The sequence below is a fragment of the Conexibacter sp. W3-3-2 genome, from assembly GCF_009707605.1.
Taxonomy (GTDB): domain Bacteria; phylum Actinomycetota; class Thermoleophilia; order Solirubrobacterales; family Solirubrobacteraceae; genus Paraconexibacter; species Paraconexibacter algicola.
In genome coordinates, this window is sequence record NZ_WLYW01000001.1 from 4,567,246 (window position 1) to 4,587,268 (window position 20,023).

The window sequence follows — 20,023 nt, forward strand, 5'->3', positions numbered from 1 at the left end:
GTGGCCCGTCGCGCATCCTCCGGTCGCCGTCGCGGCACCTCCGGACCGTCCGCCTTCGTGGTCGGGGCGCTCGTGCTGCTGCTCGTCGGCGTCGGCACGTACATGGGCTTCGCGAAGGACCTGCCGTTCACCTCGGACTTCCGGATGAAGGCGGTGTTCGAGTCCGCGAACTCGATCCGCAAGAACTCGCCGGTGCGCATCGCGGGCGTCAACGTCGGCAAGGTCGTCGACGTCCAGCGCCAGGACGGCACCGACGCCGCCGTCGTCACGTTCGAGCTGAAGGACAAGGGCCTGCCCGTCCACAAGGACGCCACCGCCAAGATCCGGCCGCGCATCTTCCTCGAGGGCAACTTCTTCCTCGACCTGCAGCCCGGCACCCCCGGCACCCCGACGGTCGGGGACGGGGACACGCTGCCGATCACGCAGACCGCGACCCCGGTGCAGCTCGACGAGGTCCTCACGGCCCTGCAGTCGGACACGCGCGAGGACCTCAAGGCGGCGCTCGACGGCTTCGGGACCGCACTCACGTACGAGCCGACCGCCGAGGACGACGCCGACCAGGACCCCGACGTGCGCGGCGAGACCGCCGCCGAGGCGTTCAACGACACCTACGACCGCGGCGGTCGCGCGCTGAAGAACCTCGCGATCGTCAACGAGGCGACCCTCGGGACCGAGCCGCGCGACCTCTCCAAGCTCATCGCCGGGCTCGGGCGCGTCACCACCGCGCTCGCCTCCCGCGAGGACGACCTCAAGGGGCTCGTCACGAGCTTCAACACGACGATGGGCGCGCTGGCCGCCGAGCAGACGAACCTGCGGGCCACGGTCCGCACGCTCGCGCCGACGCTCGCGAGCGCCAACCGCGCCTTCGCGAGCCTCAACGCCGCGTTCCCGAACACGCGCGCGTTCGCCCGCGAGATCCTGCCCGGCGTCCGCGCCACCCCCGGCACGATCACCGCCTCGTTCCCGTGGATCGCCCAGACGCGACGGCTGCTCGGGCCCGCCGAGCTGCAGGGCCTCGCCCGTGACCTGCGCCCGACGACCGCGGCGCTGTCGAAGGTCGTCGACACCTCGCTGACCCTGTTCCCGCAGGCCGACCTCGTCGCCAAGTGCGCGACCCGCGTGATCCTGCCGACCGGGGACATCAAGATCCAGGACGGCACGCTGTCCACCGACCGCGAGAACTACAAGGAGTTCTGGTACGCGATGGTCGGGCTCGCCGGCGAGGGCCAGAACTTCGACGGCAACGGCGGCTACGTCCGCTTCCAGACCGGTGGCGGCAGCCAGACCGTGTCGACCGGCAAGGTCGGCGGCGCCGCCGGCGACGTGCTGTTCGCCAACGCCGCGTCCAAGCCGCTGGGCACCCGGCCCGCGTTCCCGGGCAAGCGGCCGCCGTACAACTCCACGGCCCCCTGCTTCGAGCAGAAGATCCCCGACCTCAACGGCGCGAAGGTCGGCGGCGCCGAGGGCGGCGTCTCGGCCGGCGCCGCCCGGTCGGCGATCGGGGAGCAGCTGCGCGCCGCGCAGTCCCGCAAGCGCGACGCCGCGCCGTCGACCGGTGACTCCGTCGCCGGGGCGCTCGCCGAGCGCCTGAACCCGTTCCGCGGCGCCACGGTGGGGAAGTGACGTCGTGAGGCGCGCGATCAGCAAGAACCTCCGCTGGATCGGGGCGATCGCCGGCCTCGCGCTCATCGCGAGCGTCGTCGGCGGCTACATCCTCTCCAACCAGCGCTTCTACCTCCCCAAGTGGGTGCCGGTCCTCGGCAGCGACTTCGTCGACTACAAGGCCGAGATCCAGACCGCGCAGTCGATCACCCCCGGCCAGGGCCAGACCGTGAACATCGCGGGCGTCCCGGTCGGCGAGCTCTCCGACGTGCAGCTGAAGGACGGCCGCGCGATCGTCACGCTGAAGATCCGCCGCCGGTACGCGCCGCTCTACAAGGACGCCAGCGCGCTCGTGCGGCCGAAGACCGGGCTCAACGACATGATCGTCGAGCTGTCGCCCGGCACGAAGGCCGCCGGGGAGCTGCCGCGCGACGAGCCGATCGACGTCCGCAGCACGCTGCCGAACATCAACGCCGACGAGATCCTCGCGTCGCTGGACGGCGACACGCGGTCCTACCTGCAGCTGCTGCTCGGCGGGGCGGGGGAGGGCCTGCGCGGCAACGGCGAGCGCCTGTCCTCGACGATCCGCCGCTTCGAGCCGACCGCGCGCGACACCGACCGGATCGCCACCGAGCTCGCCAAGCGCCGCGAGAACATCCGCCGCGTCGTCCACAACTTCCGGCTCGTCAGCGAGGCGCTCGGCGAGAAGGACGAGCAGCTCGGCGACCTCGTCTCGAGCTCCAACGCCGTCTTCACCGCGTTCGCCCGCCAGGACGCCCGCCTGCGCGAGACGCTGCAGCTGCTGCCCGACACGCTCGGCGAGACCCGCACCGCCCTCGACAAGGCCGACCGGCTCGCCCGCCAGCTCGGGCCGACGCTCGGCGCGCTGCGGCCCGCCGCCCGCAACCTCGGTCCGGCGCTGCGCCAGACCCGCCCGTTCCTGCGCACCACGACCCCGGTCATCCGCGACCAGCTGCGCCCGTTCGCGCGTGACGTGCGGCCGGTCGTGCGGGTCCTGCGGCCCACCGCCCGCGACCTCGCGGTCGTGACGCCGAAGCTCTCCAGCGCGCTCACCACGGTCAACTACCTGCTCAACACGCTCGCCTACAACCCGCCCGGGGACGCCGAGGAGGGCTACCTGTTCTGGACCGCGTGGGCCAACCACGCCGCCGGCACGGTGTTCGGCACCCAGGACGCGCACGGCCCGATCCGCCGCGGCCTGCTGCAGCTGTCCTGCTCGACGCTGGCGACGCTCGACTCGCTCAAGCCGGTCAACCCGCAGCTCGGCACGCTCGTCGACCTCGCCGGCGTGCCGCTGACCAGCGACGTCTGCCCGACGACCAGTCAGGCCGGCACCGGGACGACGACCACCCGGGCGCGCGGCGCCGACGCGGTCGTGCCGCAGACGCCGACGCAGGAGCTGACGACCGAGCCGGTCGCCGCCTCCCGTGGGACCGCCACCGCGGGGGAGGGGCGCTAGATGGTCAAGCAGGCACCCACGGTCGGGCGGCTCCTCGTCATGGTCGGCTTCGCGCTGTCCTGCTTCGGCCTGCTGCTGTTCCTCTGGGTCGCGTTCGGCGGCCCGACGCCGCTGAAGCCGCAGGGCTACCGCTTCACGACCTCGTTCGGCGAGGCGACGCAGCTGGCCGTCGAGGCGGACGTCCGGATCTCGGGCGTCTCCGTCGGCAAGGTCAAGGAGATCACGCCGAACAAGTCGACCGGCCGCTCCGACACGGTCATCGAGCTCGAGCCCCGCTACGCGCCGCTGAAGCGCGACACGAAGGCGATCCTGCGCCAGAAGACGCTGCTGGGCGAGACCTACGTCGAGCTGACCCCGGGCACCCGCGGGGCGGGCACGGTCCCCGAGGGCGGGCGGCTGCCCGCCGGTCAGGTCTCGCCGACCGTCGAGCTCGACGAGATCTTCCGCGCGTTCGACCCCAGGACGCGGACCGCGTTCCAGAACTGGATCCAGACGCTCGCCGTCGCCAGCGACGGGCGGGGCCGGGACATCTCCGACGCGCTCGGCAACCTCGCGCCGTTCTCGCAGGACACCAACGAGCTGCTGCGGATCCTGAACTCGCAGTCCGCGACCGTCCGGCGCCTCGTGCGCAACGGCGGCGAGGTGTTCGACGCGCTGAGCGAGCGCCGCGGCCAGCTCGCCGGCCTGATCACCAACGGCAACCGCGTCTTCGAGACCACCGCGCGTCGCGACGCGGAGCTCGCCGACACGTTCCGGATCCTGCCGACCTTCCAGCGCGAGGCGACGCGGACGGTCCGCCGCCTGACGACCTTCGCCGACGACACCGACCCGCTGATCGACCAGCTGCGGCCCGCCGCCCGGCAGCTCAGCCCGACGCTGATCGACCTGTCGGCGCTCGCCCCGGACCTCAAGGCGCTGTTCCGCGACCTCGACCCGCTGATCACGGCGTCGCGTCGCGGCCTGCCCGCCACCGAGCGGTTCCTCGACGACCTCAAGCCGTTCCTGGGCGAGTCCGACCCGGTGACGCGGCAGCTGAACCCGATCCTCGACTTCCTCGGCATGTACCGCAACGAGGTCGGCGCGTTCTTCGCCAACACGGTCGCCGCGACGCAGGCGTCGAACATCCCGCCCGGCGGCGACGTCACCACGAAGGTCCACTACCTCCGCACGACGAACCCGCTGAACCCGGAGGTGCTCGCCGTCTATCCGCGCCGGCTCAGCACCAACCGGTCCAACCCGTACCCGCTCCCTGGCGCGTTCAACGACATCAAGGACGGCCTGAAGGTCTTCGAGGACCGCCACTGCCGCAACGGTCTCGTGCCGACGCTCGGCGGGCTCGGGGACACGCTCTCCGGTCTCGTGCCGCCCGCGCTGCGCGCGAACATCGTGAAGTTCGTCTTCGGCGGCGCGATCGCCGACGTCGTCGCGCCACCCTGCACGAAGCAGGGCCAGTTCACGATCGGCGGCAAGACCACCGACTTCCCGCAGATCGGGGCGTCGACGTCGGCCACCGCGGGCGCGTCGCGCGCCACCACGAAGTAGCCCGTGCCGTCGAGGGGCGGCGCCCACGTCCCGTCGCGTCGGTACGGTGACGGGGCCGTGAGGGAGACGTCGGGCTGATGGTCGTGCGAGGGCTGACCGCGCTGATGCGCGGCGCGGCGCGTCGCCCGCTGGCCGCCTCGATCCTCGTCGCCGTGCTCGTCGCGGCCGGCACCGTGCTCGCGCTGCAGCTGCGGCCCACCGCGGCGACCGAGACGCTCGTCGGCAAGAGCTCCGACAGCTACGAGGCGACCCAGCGGTTCTACGAGCGGTTCGGCGACGACGCCGTGTTCGTCGTCGTCCGCGAGGACCTGAAGTACCTGGCGCTCACCGCCGACCTGCAGCGGGTCCTTGGCCTCGAGGGCTGCCTGTCGGGCAACCGGCCCGCGGGCGTCGTGCCGCGCGGGGGCGAGAACGGGCCGTGCGCACGGCTGGCGCGGACGAAGCCGACGAAGGTCGTCTTCGGGCCCGGCACGTTCCTCAACACGGCCGTGACGCAGATCGCCGAGGAGTTCGGGCGCGAGCAGCAGCGGGCCGCCGAGCGGGGGGCGAGCGCGGCCGAGGCCGCGCGACGGCTCGCGCGCTCGCAGGGCAAGAGCACCGCGGAGGCGCGACGCCTCGGCGAGCAGGCCCGCGAGCTCGTGAACGCCGAGTTCACCCGCAACCTCCTGCTGCTCGCCACGAAGTACGGCGTCACGTCGCTGCCGCAGCTGAACAACCCGGACTTCGTCTCGAACATCATCTTCGACGACAGCCGGCCCGTCGGCTGCCCGAAGGCCCGCTTCGCCTACATCCTGCCGAGCTGCACCACGGCGCTGATCACCGTGCGGCTCAACCCCGGGCTCTCCGAGGGCGACAAGCAGCGGGCGATCGCCGACATCCGCGCCGCGGTCGCGATGCCCGACTGGCGGCTGGAGAACGGCAAGGGCACCTACGTGGTGACCGGCGCCCCGGTCGTCGTGGCCGACCTCACCGACGCGATCACCGACTCGATCATCTGGCTGATCGTCGGCGCGCTCGCGGTGATGGCCCTCACGCTCGCGCTCGTCTTCCGCGCCCGCCTGCGGCTGCTGCCGCTCGTCGTGGCGCTCGCGGCGACCGCCGTGACCTTCGGGGTCCTCTCGCTCGTGGGGGCGAGCCTGACGATGGCCTCGATCGCGGTGCTGCCGATCCTCATCGGGCTCGCGGTCGACTACGCGATCCAGCTGCACGCGCGCCTGGAGGAGGAGCGCCGGGCCGCCGGGGGCGACCTCGATCGCGCGATCGACCGCGTCGCCGCCGCGGGCGCCCCGACCGTGGTCACCGCCGCGGTCGCGACCGCCGCCGGCTTCCTCGTCCTCGTGCTCAGCCCCGTGCCGATGGTGCGGGGCTTCGGCATCCTGCTCGTGCTCGGCATCGCGCTCGCGCTGCTCGCGGCCCTCGTCCTGGGCACCGCGGTGCTCGCCGGGACCGACGGGCGCCGGCTGCCCGACGGCGGCCCGCTCGGCGCCGCGCTGCGCGGCGCCGGGGAGCTCGTCGTCGACAACCCGGTCGGCCGGGGCGTGCGGCGCGGCGGCCGGGCGCTGCGGGCGCGGGCCGCCCGGACCGGTCGCCGGGGCCTCGCCCTGGCCACCGCCCGGCCCGGACGCGTCGTGGCGGTCGCGCTCGCCGTCGCGGTCGCCGGGTGGGCGATCGACACGGGCGCCGAGGTCGAGTCCGACATCCAGAAGCTCGTGCCGCGCGACCTGCCCGCGATCACCGACCTGCAGGCCCTGCAGGAGTCCACCGGCGTGGGCGGGGAGATCGACGTTGTCATCACCAGCGACCGCCTGACCGACCCGGCGGTCGTGCGCTGGATGACGAGCTACCAGGACACGCTGCTGAAGCGGTTCGGCTACAGCGCCAAGCGGGGCTGCGGCAAGGCCGAGCTGTGTCCGGCGTTCTCGCTGCCCGACCTCTTCCGCTCCGGGACCGCGAACCGCAGTCGCGCCCAGATCGAGGCGCTGCTCGACGCCGTGCCGCCCTACTTCTCGCAGGGCGTCATCACCGCCGACAAGCGCACCGCGAGCCTCGCGTTCGGGATCCGGCTGATGTCGCTGGAGCGCCAGCAGGAGGTCATCGACGTCATGCGCGACACGCTCGACCCGCCCGCCGGGGTCCGCGCCGAGCTCGCCGGACTGCCGGTCCTCGCCGCGGAGGCCAACGCGGCCGTCGCCTCGCCGTGGCGCCGCGCCGGCACGCTGATCGCCGGGCTCGTCGCGGTGGCGCTCGTGCTGCTCGCCGCGTTCCGCGACCGCCGCCGGGCGCTGGTCCCGCTCGTCCCGATCGCCTTCGCGACCGGCTGGTCGGCCCTGATCCTGTTCCTGACGCGGATCCCGCTGAACCCGATGTCGGTGACGCTCGGCGCGCTCGTGATCGCGATCTCGACCGAGTTCAGCGTCCTGCTGTCCGAGCGCTACCGCCAGGAGCGCCTCGCGGGACACCCGCCCGAGGAGGCGCTGCGACGGACCTACGCCTCGACGGGCGCCGCGGTCCGCGCCAGCGGCATCACCGCCATCGCCGGGTTCGCGGTCCTCGTGCTGTCGGACATCCGGATGCTGCGCGACTTCGGCGCCGTCACCGTGATCGACCTGACCGTCTCGCTGCTGGGCGTGCTGCTCGTGCTGCCCGCGGTCCTGCTGCTGGCCGAGCGCGGCGAGCTCGTCCCCGCTCGGCTGCGCCGCGGCACGCGGGCCGGCGCCGCGTCGACCGGCCGGCCGCGGATCCCGCTGCTGCGCCGCAAGCAGCAGGTGGCGACGGCGACCCCGGGGGAGGGCACGTGAGCGAGGACGGACGCGACGACGGGCCGCTGGGCTTCGGCCCGGCCGACGAGGAGCCGGCGCGCCCGTCGGTGCCGCCGCCGGCCCGGGACCGGGACCCCGACCGGCCGACCGCCGCCGAGCGGCTCGCCGCCGGTGACGCGTCCGACCCCGACCTGCCCCGGCCCGGCCGGCGCGAGCGACGCCCGTCGCTGCCGGGCGGCCGCGGCCGCTACGGCTGGTTCGTCGGGGTCGTGCTCGTGCTGCTGCTCGGCCTGGTGACCCTGAACTCGATCGGCAGCGACGGCGTGTCCTCGCGCGGACTGGAACGCGAGAGCGAGGCCCCGACCTTCGCGGCGCCGCTCGCGCTCGGCGACCTCGACGGCGACGTGAACGTCGCGACGAAGGCCGACCAGGGCGACGCGGGCGACGTGCCGGCCTGCTCGATCCGCCGCCCCGACGTCGTGACGCTGTGTGCCCTGACCGAGCGCCGCCCGGTCGTCCTCGCGTTCTTCGCGACCCGTGGCGGGGACTGCGTCGACCAGCTCGACGCCGTCGAGGCGGTCAGCCGCCGCCATCCCCGCGTCGCGTTCGTGGGCGTGTCGATCCGCGGCGACCGCGGGGACCTGCGCGACCTGATCCGCCGCCGCGGCTGGACGTTCCCGATCGCCTACGACCGCGACGGGGTGCTCGCGAACCTCTACGGTGTGGCCGTGTGCCCGCAGATCGCCTACCTGCGCCGCGGCGGCCGGACCTTCGACACCTCCCTGGGGACGCTGCGCGAGCGTGACCTCGAGGGGTACGTGACCGCCCTGGAGCGCGGCGGCGCCCGCTTCGGCGAGGCGCCCACCGGGACCACCGGAGCGTCCGGGGCGACGCCGTGACGCACGAGGAGCTCAGCCGCGAGGGATGGGTCGACGCCGAGCTGCTGGCGGAGTTCCCCGAGCTGGGCGTCTTCACGATGGAGGTGCTCGCCCCGCCGCGCAAGAGCCCGCCCGCGCTGCGCGGCCAGCTGCGCACCCTCAGCTCGCGCTTCAACGGGGCGGCGGCGATCACGATGCGCCGCCAGCCGATCCCGCACGCCTACCGGGTGTTCTTCCGCCACATCGGCCTGGACCCCGACACCACCCGGACGCCGATCGAGGCGGCCGCGATGGAGCGGCTGATGCTCGGCGGCTTCGAGTCGCGCTCGTGGGCGCACGACGCGATGCTGCTCGCGCTCGTCGAGACCGGCGTGCCGGTCTGGGCGCTCGACGCGGACCGCCTCGACGGGCCGCTGGGGATCCGTCCGGCGCGCGACGGGGAGCGCCTGGGCGGCGGCGACCTGGGGACCGACCTGCCGGCCGGCCGGCTCGTCGTCGCGGACGCCGACGCGCCCGTCGCGGTGCTGTTCGGCGACCTGGCGCACGACCGCGCGCCGACCCCGGAGACCGCTGTCCTGCGCCTGTTCACGGTGCAGGTCGCGGGGGTGCCCTCGATCCACGTCGAGGAGTCGTTGTGGGCGTGCGCCAACGCGATGACCAACCGGTCGTGACAGTCGGCACACGCTGCTAGGCTCGTCCGCGGAGGAGCACCGTACCGTGGTCGTCATCGAGGACATCGAGCAGATCCCGCGTCACGCGCCCGGCCGTCCGCCGGCCGGTCCCGGTGAGGGCTCGCCCGGTCACGGCGGTGGCGACGACCACGCGGCCCGTCGCACGCTGCGGGCGCAGGTCAAGCGGCTCGAGCGCGAGCTCGGCGACGCGCTGATCGCCGCGTTCCCGCGCACCGCGGTCGACGTCCGCGTCCCGGCCGTCCACCGCGGACCGCAGCTGCTCGGCATCGCCGAGCTCGAGGCCCTCCGCGACGACCTCGCCGAGAAGCTCCGCGAGGCGCGCCGCGTCGTCCACGAGCGTGGGGAGGAGGAGGAGCGCAACCGCGACCTCCTCGAGCGCATGCTGCGCGACCCCAAGCGCTACAAGTTCGCGCGCCTGCCCAACCGCGACCTCGGCGAGTCCGGGTGTGGGGTCTGGCAGGTCCGTCCGCGGCTCGGTCTCATCGGCATGCTCGCGGGCTGGTGGCACGTCAAGCTCTCCAGCGGGTGCCCGTTACCCCGCTGCGCGCCGCGTCGCCCGGCCGGACGCTCGTCTAGCATCCGACGGCGATGGGGAAGCGGTCACGCAAGCGAGCGGCGCCCGGCGCCCCCCGGCCCGCCGCACCGACGGTGGCGCCCGGCACGCCCGAGCGCGGCCGTCCGGTGTCGCGCAAGGCCCGGCCGACGGAGGCGCCCGACGCGCTCTGGCACCCGCTGCCGGTGACCGAGACGCTCATCTTCCTCGGCCTCATCGGCGTCCTCTACGGCTTCTTCACGCAGACCCCGCCGGCGCTGTTCGTCGGCATCGGCCTCGTGTCCGTCGCCGCGGTCGAGCTCGCGATCCGCGAGCACTTCGCGGGCTACCGCTCGCACAGCTCCCTGCTCGCCGCGCTCGCGGGCGTGCTGGTGGCCCTGCCGCTCTACTTCACCTCGCTCCCGGGCGAGGCGCTGCTCGTCGTCGCCGCGCTCGTCGGCGCCGGCGCGTTCCAGGTCCTGCGCACCGCCTTCGCGCGGCAGGCCGGCGGGCTCACGTTCCGCGCGTGACCTCCGCGATCCCCACCCGAGACCCGGCAGGAGACCCATGACCGACCCGTTCACCGGCGCCGCTCCCGCGCCGCGCCGCATGCAGCTGCGCGGCATCCACCACGTCACGATGATCTGCGCGGACCTGCAGCGCACGCGCGCGTTCTACCGGGACCTGCTCGGCCTCGGGGTCGTCCGCGAGGGCGACAACGACGACGACCCGGGCGCGCAGCACGTCTGGTTCGGTGACGCGGGCGGGAGCCCGGGGACGCTCGTGACGTTCCTGGAGTACCCGCAGATGGACGAGGGGCGCGTCGGGCGCGGCAGCACGCACCACCTCGCCTTCCACGTGTCCTCGCGCGAGGAGCTCGACGCGTGGCGCGAGTACCTCGTCGGGGCCGGGGTGCCCTGCAGCGACGTGCTCGAGCGCTCCGGGCTGCGGTCGGTGTACTTCCGCGACCCCGACGGGCACCTGCTGGAGATCGCCGCGGCCTGAGGCCGCGGCGCGCCCCCGGGCGGACTAGACCAGCGCGGCCTCGCGGGAGCGGTCGAAGCGCCCGCTGCGGTCCGGCGTGCCGGACGTGGGGGCGGAGCCGTCGAGCATGGCGGCGACCGCGCGGCGCTGACGCTCGGTCATCGAGCCGACCGTCTTCGTCTCCGAGAGCGGGACGCGCTGCAGGAACGTGCGGCAGCGCGTGCGACCCCAGCGCTTCTGGGCCATCAGGAGGTCGGCGACCGTCATCGACTCCGCCTCCCACGAGCACTCGAGGATCACCTCGGCGGCACGGAGCTCGCCCGCGAGGACGCGGCGCTTGAGCTCGGCCCGGGCGAGGCGGACCTCGTTGGCCTTGGCGAGGGCGCGCAGATGCTGCGGCCCAGGGGTCGTCGGATGCTGCATGGGTGAGATGTCCTCCCTCCCGTCGGGGTGGCACGACGGGAAATCCTCGTGTTGGGCGTCCGCGTGCACCGGCGACGTCGGGTCCCTCGGCGGATCGCGCAGGTAGCGGCGGCAGGTCGTCCCACGAGACCCGGCCTCTGCGCGGTGCCCGCCCCGTCGACGCGTCGGCAACGCCCCTCGAAACTACGTCAGGTCGCCGGGCCTGGTCAACGTGTGAACCTCGACAACATCCGCTCAGAGCGCCTTTTTCGTGACCGCCCTGTGACGCCCCGTGATCCGGTTGGTACGCCCGTCCGAACCGACCGGTCCTGACCGCCCTCGACCTCGGGTCGAGGGTCAGATGAACGGCGCGGTTCAGCCGTGGAACGACGTCGGCAGCGGCCCGTGCTCGGCCTCGAACGCGGCCTTCACCGACGAGAACGCGTCGAGCGCGCGGTCCAGCGTCGCGCGGTCGTGGGAGGCCATGACGCTCGTGCGCAGCAGCGCCCCACCGGGCGGCACCGCCGGGTGCAGCGCCGTGTTGACGAACACGCCCGCGTCGTACAGGGCCTTCCACAGCAGCACGGCCTTCCAGTCGTCCCCGACCAGCACGGGAACGATCGGCGTGACGACGTCACGGCCGTCCCCGAGCGGCTGGGGCTGCACGACCGCGAAGCCACGCTCCTGCAGCCCGTCACGCAGGTAGCGGGCGTTGTCGAGTACCGCGGCCAGCAGCGGCGGCCCGTCGGGGGAGCGCAGGACCCGCAGCGCGGCGAGCGCCGCCCCGACCGCGGCCGGCACCGCGGCGGCCGTGAAGAGGAACGCGCGCGAGGACACGCGCAGGTAGTCGACGACCTCGCGCGAGCCCGCGATGAAGCCACCGCACGACGCCAGCGACTTCGAGAACGTGCCCATCCGCAGGTCGACCCGGTCGGCGACCCCGAACAGCTCGGCCGTCCCGGCCCCGGTCGGCCCGAGCACCCCGGCGCCGTGCGCCTCGTCGACCATCAGCCGTGCGCCGAAGCGCTCGCAGAGGTCGCAGATCGCCGGCACCTGGGCGATGTCGCCCTCCATCGAGAACACGCCGTCGACGACGACCAGCACGCCGCCGCCGTCGCCCGCGGCCTTCTCGAGCGTCCGCTCGAGCTTGTCCAGCCGGTTGTGGCGGAACGGCCGGAGCTTCGCCTTCGACAGCAGGCAGCCGTCGAGGATCGACGCGTGGTCGCCGGAGTCCGCCACGACGGTGTCGCCCGGGGCCAGCAGCGTCCCCAGCGTGCCGACGTTCGCCTGGTGGCCGGTCGTGAAGACGATCGCGTCCTCCGTGCCCATCCAGTCGGCGATCTCCTCCTCGAGCTGCGTGTGCAGCGGGATCGTGCCGTTCAGCAGCCGTGAGCCCGTCAGACCCGTCCCGTACTGCTCCAGCGCGTCCCGGGCGCCCTGCAGGACGCGGGCGTCCTCGGTCAGGCCCAGGTAGTTGTTGGAGCCGAGCATGATCCGCTCCGCGCCCTCCATCCGCACGACCGGCCGCGCCGGGCCGTCGAGCGTGCGGAAGTAGGGGAGCAGGTCGGCGTCGCGGGCGGCGCGCAGCTGCGCCTCACGCTCGTGACCCCGGACCTTGGCGAAGACGTCGATGGCGGTGTGCGACATATAGGGTCCTCTTTCGATGAGCACCGTCGAGATCCGTCCCGTCCGCTCGCGTCGGGACCTGCGGGAGTTCGTCGAGCTCCCGTACCGCCTCCATGCTACTTCGCCGCGCTGGGTGCCCCCGCTGCGGCTGGAGCGGCGGCTGTTCCTGAGCCGCCGGCTCAACGCCTTCTTCAAGCACGGGGACGCCGAGTACCTGCTCGCCGTGCGCGGCGACCGCGTCGTCGGGCGCCTCAGCGCCCACGTCGACCACGCCTACAACCGCTACCACGACACGTCCTGGGGCTGGTTCGGCTTCCTCGAGATCGAGGACGACCCGGAGGTCCTGCCGGCGCTGCTGGACGCCGCCGAGGCGTGGCTGCGCGGCAAGGGCTGCGACCGCATGGTCGGGCCCGCCGACTTCACGATGAACGACGAGTCCGGGGTGCTGTACGAGGGCTACGACCTCGACCCGATGATCAAGCAGCCGTGGCACCCGCCCTACGTCTTCGCGCGCTGCGAGGAGGCCGCGGGCCTCGACAAGGCGATGGACCTCTGGATGTGGAACCTCGAGGTCTCCGACCGCTCGAAGATGATGCCGATCCTGTTCGAGCTCGCCGACCAGGTCGAGACCAAGCACGGGATCCGCCTGCGCAAGATGTCGCGCCGCTCGCTGCGCAAGGACGTGGACCGCTTCAAGGAGGTCTACAACAGCGCCTGGTCGCGCAACTGGGGCTTCTCGCCCTACGACGACAAGGACCTCGACCAGTACGCGCAGGAGCTCCAGCTCGTCTTCGACAAGCACTGGTTCATGGTCACCGAGACCGCCGAGGGCGAGACCGTCGGCGTCGCCATCACCGTCCCGGACGTCAACCAGGTGCTGCGGCAGATGAACGGCCGCCTGCTGCCGCTGGGCTGGTGGAAGTTCCTCACCAAGGGCCGGCGGATCGACCGCGTGCGCGTCGGCTTCCTCGGCGTCAAGCCCGAGTTCCAGCACACCGGCGTCGCCGCGAAGATGTACGTCGAGCACTTCGACATGGCCGAGGTGCGGCCGCAGAAGGGCGGCGAGATGGGCTGGATCCTCGAGACGAACAAGGCGATGAACCGCGCCATGGAGGCCATGGGCGGGACGATCGTCAAGCGCTACCGGGTCTACGAGCGCGTCTGGGGCGCCGGCTCGGCGACCGGCGAGGACGCCTGAGCGCGACGCGACGCGGGCGCGGTGCCGAACACGGTGTCCCACCAGGGGGCGCTGATCCCGAACGCGACGGTGTCGTCCTGGAAGTGGTGGCGCATGTGATGCTCGCGCAGGCGCCGCCCGAGCCGCGACCGCGGCACCCGGTGGTGCAGCAGGTAGTGCGTCATGTCGTACGCGAGGTAGCCGGCGAAGAAGCCGGCGCACAGCGCGTTGGCCTGGCCCGCGGGCAGCAGCAGGTGGTAGAGCCCGACGAACAGCGCCCCGAGCGGGAGGCTCGCCGACGGCGGCATGACCAGCCGCATCGGGTCGTTGGGGTGATCGTGGTGGACCCCGTGGATCATCCAGTGCAGCCGCGCCCCGATGCCCTTCTCGGGCTCGAAGTGAAAGACGATCCGGTGCAGCCAGTACTCGGTGAGCGTCCAGGCGACGTAGCCGATCGCCACCCACAGCACGAGCCCGAGCGGCGAGCCGAGGCCGCGGTCGACCGCGAAGTACAGGAACGCCCCGATGATCGGGACGAAGAGGGTGGGCACGACCGCCGGGTGCACCCGCGTGACCTTGTCGAGCAGCGGCGAGCGGAACATGGGCGGCGAGGCGCGAAGCTCCTCGGCCCTGGTGGCGTACGTGACCGATGTCCGCTCCGGCTCAGGCATCGATGTACGGGAGAATACCGACCGCTGCGGCGGCCCTCCGTGGCCGGGCGCGTCACCCGGCCCGTGCGGTCTGCCGCGGGGACTACACTCGGGCGAGCATGCCGCCGCAGCCGCCGACGGGGACCGACGAGGACACGCTCGACGAGGCCGAGGAGGTCACCGCCGAGCCCGTGCTCGGGGACGCCCGCCCCGCCGTCCGGCGGCCCGGCACCCCGGCCGCGGTCGACCCGGCCTCCGGTGCCGTGAGCGCGCCCGCGACCACCCGCCAGCTCGCGGTGCAGGCCGCCGCCGTCGCCGCGACCGCCGTGGTCGCCGGCGCCGCCACCACCGCGCTCGTGCGCGCCGCCCGGGGCGGCGGTCGCGCCGCCGGCCGGGCTCGTGGCCGCGCGCGGCAGGACGGCGTCGAGGTGCTCGAGACGCGCACCTACGTCGTCGACGTGCACGTCCTCGGGCGGCGGTGAGCGCGGCCGTCCCGGTCGAGGTCCGCGCCGAGGTCCGGCCGGCCTGGCCGGTCCGGCTCCCCGGTGGCGGCATGGACGGGCTCGCGCTGCGCCGCGGCGACGTCTGGCTGCGCCTCGTGCACGTCGGCCCGTCGGCGGTCGAGCTGCGGGCCGCGCAGCCCGAGCCCGGGCGCCTCGTCCTCGGCGCCCGCGCGCGGCGCCGCGCCGACGCCGAGCACGGGCTGGAGCGGCTGCGCTTCGCGCTCGGCGTCGACGACGACCTCGCCGACTTCCACGCCCGCTTCCGTGACGACCCCGTGATCGGCGCGAGCGTGCGGCGCCGCCCGTGGCTGCGCGCCCGGCGCCGTCCGGTGGCCTTCGAGGCGCTCGCGTGGGCAGTCACCGAGCAGCTCATCGAGTACGACCGCGCCGTGCGCATCCAGCGGCGCATCGTCCGCGCGCACGGCCGCCCCGCCCCGGCGTGGGCGTGGCCCGGGCTGCGCGACGCCCCGTCGGCCCGGACGGTCGCGGAGCTCTCCCCGGCGCGGCTGCAGTCCTACGACCTCGCGGCGGGCCGCGCGCTGGCGCTCGTCCGCGTCGCGCGCGAGGTCGCCGACGGGCGCGTCGACCTCGACGACCCCGACCACGAGCGCGGCTGGGCGCGGCTGCGCGCGATCCCGGGGATCGGCGCCTGGACCGTGGAGGTGCTCGCGCTGCTGGGGCAGGGCCGCGACGACGTCGTGCCCGCCGGGGACCTCGGCTTCCTCAAGGCGCTCGGCGCCCTGACCTCCGGCGGCGACCCGCGCGCCCGCGTCACCGAGGAGGAGGTGCGGGTGCACATGGCGCGCTACGACCCGTGGGCGGGCCTCGCCGGCGTGCATCTGCTGCACGTCCTCACCAGCGGCCCGAAGGCGCTCGCGGCCTGAGCCGGCCGCGAGCGGTGCGACGGTCCCGTCGCTCAGTCCAGGCCCTCGCGCTCGTTGCCGATCGGGGCGCCCGGCAGGAACTCGTTCGTCAGCGACGTCGGGTCGATCTCCTTGGTGATCAGCCCGCGGTCGAGCATCCAGCGCCCGTAGGCGCGCCACTGCGACGGATCCATGAAGCCGAACGGGTCCTCGTCGTCGGCCGGGAAGAACACCGGCAGCGTCTTGCGCACGACCGCCTCCTGGAGGCCGCGGTCGAGGTCCGGGTTGGCCTTCAGCAGCGGCGTGACGCCCGCCGCCGGATCGGCCCGGACCTGCTCGGTGCCCTGGCGCAGCGCCTGGAAGAACCGGCGCACCAGCGCGCCGCGGTCCTTCGTCGTCTCCTCGGAGGCGACGACGACGAGCTCGTCGTAGGTCGGGACCCCGACGGTCTCCATGCGGATGATGTCCGGGTCCTTCTTCTCCCGCTGCAGCTGCGTGCCCTCGTAGTTCCAGAACGCGCCGAGCGTCGCGTCGACCTTCCCGGAGATCATCGCGGGCACGAGGTTGAAGCCGACGTCGACGGTCTTCACGTCCTCGGGCGGCACGCCCGCCTCCTCGAGGATCGTCTTCAGGTACGCGGCCTGGTACGGGATGCCGGCGGTGCCGACCGTCTTGCCGCGCAGGTCCTCCACGCGCGTGATCTTCTCCTTGCCCAACGCCATCAGCGAGGTCAGGGGCTTGTTGACGATCGCCCCGACCGCCACGAGCTTCGCGCCCTTGTCCCGGGCGAGCAGCAGCTCGGGCTCGTAGGAGATCGCCAGGTCGGCGCGGCCCGCCTCGACGAGCTTCAGCGGGGCCGACGGGTCCGACGGGGTCTGGATGTCGACGTCGAGGCCGACCTTCGCGAACGCGCCCGACGCCTGCGCGGCGTAGATCCCCGCGTGGTCGGCGTTGGGGAAGTAGTCGAGCATCAGCGTCAGCTTCTGCGTCTGCGGCGTGCCCGCGATGTCGTCCTCCTTGGACCCGCAGGCCGACAGCAGGAGGGCGACGGGCAGGAGCAGCAGGCACAGCAGCGCGGCGGGGGAGCGGCGGGTCATCGAGGGGATCCTCCGGGTCGGGCGGCCCACGGCAGGAGACGGCGCTCCGCGAGGACCAGGGCGTAGAAGAGGGTGACGGCGAACGCGGCCAGCACGACGACCGCGGCCCAGGCGCGGGCGGTCTCGAGCTGGCCGTTGGACTGCTTGAGCAGGTGGCCGAGGCCCGAGTTGGACCCGGAGTCCTCCGCGAGCACGGCGCCGATGACCGCGATCGCGACGGCGATCCGGGCGCCGGAGAGCGCCGCCGGCGCGGCGGCCGGCGCCTCCGCCCACCAGAACACCTGGCGCGGGCTGGCGCCGAGCGTGCGCAGGAGCTTGCGCCGGTCCGGGTCGGTCCGGTCGAGCGCGTCGAGGGTCGTGACCGCCACGGGGAAGAAGCAGATGATCGTGATGATGGCGAGCTTCGGGCCCAGGCCGAACCCCAGCCAGAAGACCAGCAGCGGCGCCAGCACGACGATCGGGACCGCCTGCGAGCCGACGAGCAGCGGGTAGGTGGCGCGGCGCAGCAGCGGGCTGCGGTGCAGCGCGACCGCGGCGACGAAGCCGACGACCAGGGCGCAGAGGACGCCGAGTCCGACCTCGGTCGCGGTGACGAGGAAGTCGTCCCACAGCAGGTCGCGGTCGTCGATGAGCGCCTCGCCGATCTGCAGCGGCGAGGGCAGGATCAGCTCGCCGGGCCCGCCGATCGACGTGTAGGCCTGCCAGACGCCGAGGAACGCGAGCACGAGCAGCGCGGCGAGCATCAGCGCAGCGCCTCCAGGACGGCGGAGCGGACCTCGAGCACCGCGCGGTCGGTGCCGGTCCGGGGCCGTGGCGCGTCGACCACGACCTCGGCGACCACGCGCGCGGGCCGGGGGGGAGAGGACGAGCACGCGGTCGGCGAGCACGGCCGCCTCCTCGACGTCGTGCGTGACGAGCAGGACGGTGCGCGGCTCCGTGGCCAGCGCACCGGCGAGCCAGGCGCGCAGCTCCTCGCGCGTCAGGGCGTCCAGGGCGGCGAACGGCTCGTCGAGGCACAGCACCGGCCGGCCGGCGAGCAGCGTGCGCAGGAACGCGACGCGCTGGCGCATGCCGCCGGACAGCTCGTCCGGGCGGGCCTGCTCGAAGCCGGCGAGGCCGAAGCGCTCGAACAGCGGCCGCGCGGCGGTCCGCGCCGCGTCCCGGCCCACGCCCGCCAGCCGCGGGCCGAGCGCCGCGTTGTCCAGCGCGGTCAGCCAGGGCAGCAGCTGGTCGCGCTGGGGCATCAGCACCGCCGGGTCGGCGGCGACCGTCCCCGCGTCGGGGGCGACGAGGCCGCAGACGAGCTCCAGCAGCGTCGTCTTGCCGCAGCCGGAGGGGCCGACGAGCGCCACGACCTCACCGGGCGCCGCGTGCAGCGACAGCCCGTCGACCGCCGGCACCGGCCCGCCGCGACGCGGCCGGTGCGCGAACGCGACACCGTCCAGCCGGACCGCCCCGGGGCCGCCCGGGGCGCCCGTGGCCGTCGGCGTCTGCGCCCCGGCGTCGCTGCGTGTGGTCATCGGCTCCCTCCGCGGGCATTACCCCACAGGTTCGAAGGGTCCGGACCCAGCGCGGGTCGATCTCAGCCGGGCGATCTTCCCAGCACCCCTGTGTACATGCGCCGTCAGCGTACTACGGGGGTCCGCCGTCAGGCGGCGGCCGCCCCCGGCCGGCCGGCCTGCACGACGTAGGACGCGCGGGTGGTGATCGGCGCCCCGGGCGTCCGCACGTACGGGACCACGCGGAAGTCCCCGCGCCAGGTCTGGCGGTCGACCTCGCAGCGCAGGTAGCCGCGCTGCTCGTTGGTGAACAGGATGTGCGGGTTCTCGGCCAGCACGGCGCGCCCGCCCGCGCTGATGTCCTGCCCGTCGCCGCCGGTGGCGATCGAGGTCGTGACGAACTCGCTGCCGAGGGTCGGGCTCGCGACGTCGCCCGGTGCCGCGTGGACGTCGGCGCAGTAGTGCTTGTGGACGTCCCCGGTGAGCACGACGAAGTTCTCGACGCGGCCGTCCTGGACGGCGCGCGTGATCCGTTCGCGGGCGGGGACGTAGCCGTCCCAGCTGTCGGCGCTGAACCCCTGCGCGGGACCGGCGGTGAGGTCGCGCTGGGCGAAGAACACCTGCTGCGCGAGCACGTTCCAGCGGCTGCGCGAGCGCTGCAGGCCGTCGATCACCCACCGCTCCTGCTGCGGGCCGGTGAGCGTGCGGGCCGGGTCGAGGCGGCGCGCACCGTCCTGGTCGTCGCGGTACTGACGGGTGTCGAGCACGTTCAGCGTCAGCAGGTCGCTGTACCCGACGCGGCGGTAGAGCAGCATGTCGGACCCGCGCGGGACCTGCGCGCGACGGAGCGGCAGGTGCTCGTAGTACGCCTGGAACGCGACCGCGCGGCGGGCCAGCCACGACTCGGTCGTCGCGTTGACGCCGATGCGGTCCTGGGGGAGAGGCCCGCCCAGTCGTTGTCGACCTCGTGGTCGTCGAAGGTCACGACCCAGGGGGCGGCGGCGTGCGCGGCGCGCAGGTCGGCGTCGGTGCGGTACAGCGCGTGGCGGTTGCGGTAGCCGGCGAGCGTCTCGGGCTCGGGGCCGTCGTGCTGGCGCGGCTTCGTCGGCGCCGGGCCGCCCTCGTAGATGTAGTCGCCGAGGTGCACGACGAGGTCGAGGTCCTCCCGGGCCATGTGGCCGTAGGCGGTGAAGTAGCCGTCCTGGTAGTGCTGGCAGGAGGCGACGGCGAACCGCACGCGGTCGCCGCGGCCCGGGCGGGGCGCGGTCCGGGTCCGGCCGGTCGGGCTCTCCTGGGGCCCGACGAGGAAGCGGTAGAAGTACTCGCGCGCCGGGTCGAGTCCCTCGACCTCGACGTGGACGCTGTGCCCGACCTCGGGACCGGTGAGCGTCACGCCGCGCCGGACGACGCGGCGGAAGCGGTCGTCGTGCGCGACCTCCCAGCGGACCGGCACGCGGCGGGCGGGCAGGCCGCCGCTGCCGTCCGGGGCCAGCGGCACGGGCGCCAGGCGCGTCCACAGGACCACGCCGTCGGGCAGCGGGTCGCCGGAGGCGACTCCGAGGGTGAACAGCGGGTCGGAGAACGGGCCGCGGGTCAGCGCGCCGGCGCTCAGCGGGCGGGCGGCGAGGAGGGCGCCGGCGCCGAGCGCGGCGCGACCGAGCAGCTGGCGGCGGTTGATGGGGCGGTGGTCCCAGGTTCCGGTGATCGACATGCCCGCGAGCCTGTCAAGTGCGACAG

17 protein-coding genes, 1 pseudogene and 1 riboswitch are annotated in these 20,023 nt (G+C 74.1%); of the genes and pseudogenes, 12 read left to right on the top strand and 6 right to left on the bottom strand.

The genetic code is table 11. From position 1 onward, the window contains the following. From GKE82_RS21865 to GKE82_RS21905, 9 genes are all read left to right on the top strand, one after another. Entirely contained in the window at positions 1 to 1,623 is a 1,623-nt protein-coding gene (locus GKE82_RS21865; protein WP_154734753.1) for an MlaD family protein, read from the top strand. Between the two features lie 4 nt (positions 1,624 to 1,627). Further along, positions 1,628 to 3,082: an MlaD family protein gene (locus GKE82_RS21870; RefSeq protein WP_154734754.1), complete on the top strand. Its 1,455-nt coding sequence runs from the start codon at positions 1,628 to 1,630 to the stop codon at positions 3,080 to 3,082. Next, a complete protein-coding gene (locus GKE82_RS21875; protein ID WP_154734755.1) occupies positions 3,083 to 4,624 on the top strand; it encodes an MlaD family protein in 1,542 nt (513 codons plus the stop codon). A 77-nt stretch (positions 4,625 to 4,701) separates the two neighbouring features. After that, positions 4,702 to 7,422, top strand: coding sequence for an RND family transporter (locus GKE82_RS21880; protein WP_154734756.1), 2,721 nt, complete (start codon positions 4,702 to 4,704; stop codon positions 7,420 to 7,422). Next, positions 7,419 to 8,282: a TlpA disulfide reductase family protein gene (locus GKE82_RS21885; protein ID WP_154734757.1), complete on the top strand. Its 864-nt coding sequence runs from the start codon at positions 7,419 to 7,421 to the stop codon at positions 8,280 to 8,282. Before GKE82_RS21880 ends, GKE82_RS21885 begins: the two co-directional genes overlap by 4 nt. Then, complete coding sequence (locus tag GKE82_RS21890) at positions 8,279 to 8,932, top strand: hypothetical protein (RefSeq protein ID WP_107570283.1); 654 nt, start codon at positions 8,279 to 8,281, stop codon at positions 8,930 to 8,932. Before GKE82_RS21885 ends, GKE82_RS21890 begins: the two co-directional genes overlap by 4 nt. Before the next feature lie 46 nt (positions 8,933 to 8,978). Next, positions 8,979 to 9,695 (top strand): hypothetical protein, encoded by a 717-nt coding sequence (locus GKE82_RS21895; RefSeq protein ID WP_154734758.1) that lies wholly within the window; start codon positions 8,979 to 8,981, stop codon positions 9,693 to 9,695. Then, positions 9,692 to 10,015 (top strand): hypothetical protein, encoded by a 324-nt coding sequence (locus tag GKE82_RS21900; RefSeq protein WP_154734759.1) that lies wholly within the window; start codon positions 9,692 to 9,694, stop codon positions 10,013 to 10,015. The genes GKE82_RS21895 and GKE82_RS21900 overlap by 4 nt, the downstream gene beginning before the upstream one ends. A gap of 37 nt (positions 10,016 to 10,052) precedes the next feature. After that, positions 10,053 to 10,490, top strand: coding sequence for a VOC family protein (locus GKE82_RS21905; RefSeq protein WP_154734760.1), 438 nt, complete (start codon positions 10,053 to 10,055; stop codon positions 10,488 to 10,490). A 24-nt stretch (positions 10,491 to 10,514) separates the two neighbouring features. Here the strand turns inward: GKE82_RS21905 and GKE82_RS21910 are convergent, their stop codons facing one another. Then, positions 10,515 to 10,892 carry a hypothetical protein gene (locus GKE82_RS21910; protein ID WP_154734761.1) on the bottom strand — a complete coding sequence of 126 codons (378 nt, stop codon included), beginning with the start codon at positions 10,890 to 10,892 and terminating at the stop codon, positions 10,515 to 10,517. A gap of 354 nt (positions 10,893 to 11,246) precedes the next feature. Continuing rightward, positions 11,247 to 12,518, bottom strand: coding sequence for an aminotransferase class I/II-fold pyridoxal phosphate-dependent enzyme (locus GKE82_RS21915; protein ID WP_107570278.1), 1,272 nt, complete (start codon positions 12,516 to 12,518; stop codon positions 11,247 to 11,249). Between the two features lie 16 nt (positions 12,519 to 12,534). Here GKE82_RS21915 and GKE82_RS21920 point away from each other — a divergent pair, with 16 nt between their 5' ends. Next, positions 12,535 to 13,695 carry a hypothetical protein gene (locus tag GKE82_RS21920; RefSeq protein WP_154734762.1) on the top strand — a complete coding sequence of 387 codons (1,161 nt, stop codon included), beginning with the start codon at positions 12,535 to 12,537 and terminating at the stop codon, positions 13,693 to 13,695. On the opposite strand, the gene GKE82_RS21925 is transcribed toward GKE82_RS21920, so the two are convergent. Then, positions 13,647 to 14,345 carry a sterol desaturase family protein gene (locus GKE82_RS21925; protein ID WP_154734763.1) on the bottom strand — a complete coding sequence of 233 codons (699 nt, stop codon included), beginning with the start codon at positions 14,343 to 14,345 and terminating at the stop codon, positions 13,647 to 13,649. The two genes, GKE82_RS21920 and GKE82_RS21925, sit on opposite strands and share 49 nt — an antisense overlap. Before the next feature lie 98 nt (positions 14,346 to 14,443). On the opposite strand from GKE82_RS21925, the gene GKE82_RS21930 reads away from it, so the two are divergent. Together GKE82_RS21930 and GKE82_RS21935 are read left to right on the top strand one after the other, a co-directional pair. Then, positions 14,444 to 14,806: a hypothetical protein gene (locus GKE82_RS21930; RefSeq protein ID WP_154734764.1), complete on the top strand. Its 363-nt coding sequence runs from the start codon at positions 14,444 to 14,446 to the stop codon at positions 14,804 to 14,806. Further along, the gene (locus GKE82_RS21935; RefSeq protein ID WP_154734765.1) at positions 14,803 to 15,711 is read left to right on the top strand and encodes a DNA-3-methyladenine glycosylase; all 909 of its coding nucleotides are present in this window, start codon (positions 14,803 to 14,805) and stop codon (positions 15,709 to 15,711) included. Before GKE82_RS21930 ends, GKE82_RS21935 begins: the two co-directional genes overlap by 4 nt. A gap of 32 nt (positions 15,712 to 15,743) precedes the next feature. On the opposite strand, the gene GKE82_RS21940 is transcribed toward GKE82_RS21935, so the two are convergent. The 3 genes and pseudogenes from GKE82_RS21940 to GKE82_RS31670 form a co-directional block, all read right to left on the bottom strand. Further along, on the bottom strand, positions 15,744 to 16,787 hold the full coding sequence (locus GKE82_RS21940) for an ABC transporter substrate-binding protein (RefSeq protein WP_154734766.1): 1,044 nt from the start codon (positions 16,785 to 16,787) through the stop codon (positions 15,744 to 15,746). Then, complete coding sequence (locus GKE82_RS29225; protein ID WP_230316254.1) at positions 16,784 to 18,307, bottom strand: ABC transporter permease subunit; 1,524 nt, start codon at positions 18,305 to 18,307, stop codon at positions 16,784 to 16,786. Before GKE82_RS29225 ends, GKE82_RS21940 begins: the two co-directional genes overlap by 4 nt. After that, positions 18,295 to 18,407: riboswitch (TPP riboswitch) on the bottom strand. Its footprint overlaps the gene before it by 13 nt. 28 nt (positions 18,408 to 18,435) lie before the next feature. After that, a pseudogene (locus tag GKE82_RS31670) lies at positions 18,436 to 19,997 on the bottom strand (alkaline phosphatase D family protein). Between the last annotated feature and the right edge of the window lie 26 nt (positions 19,998 to 20,023).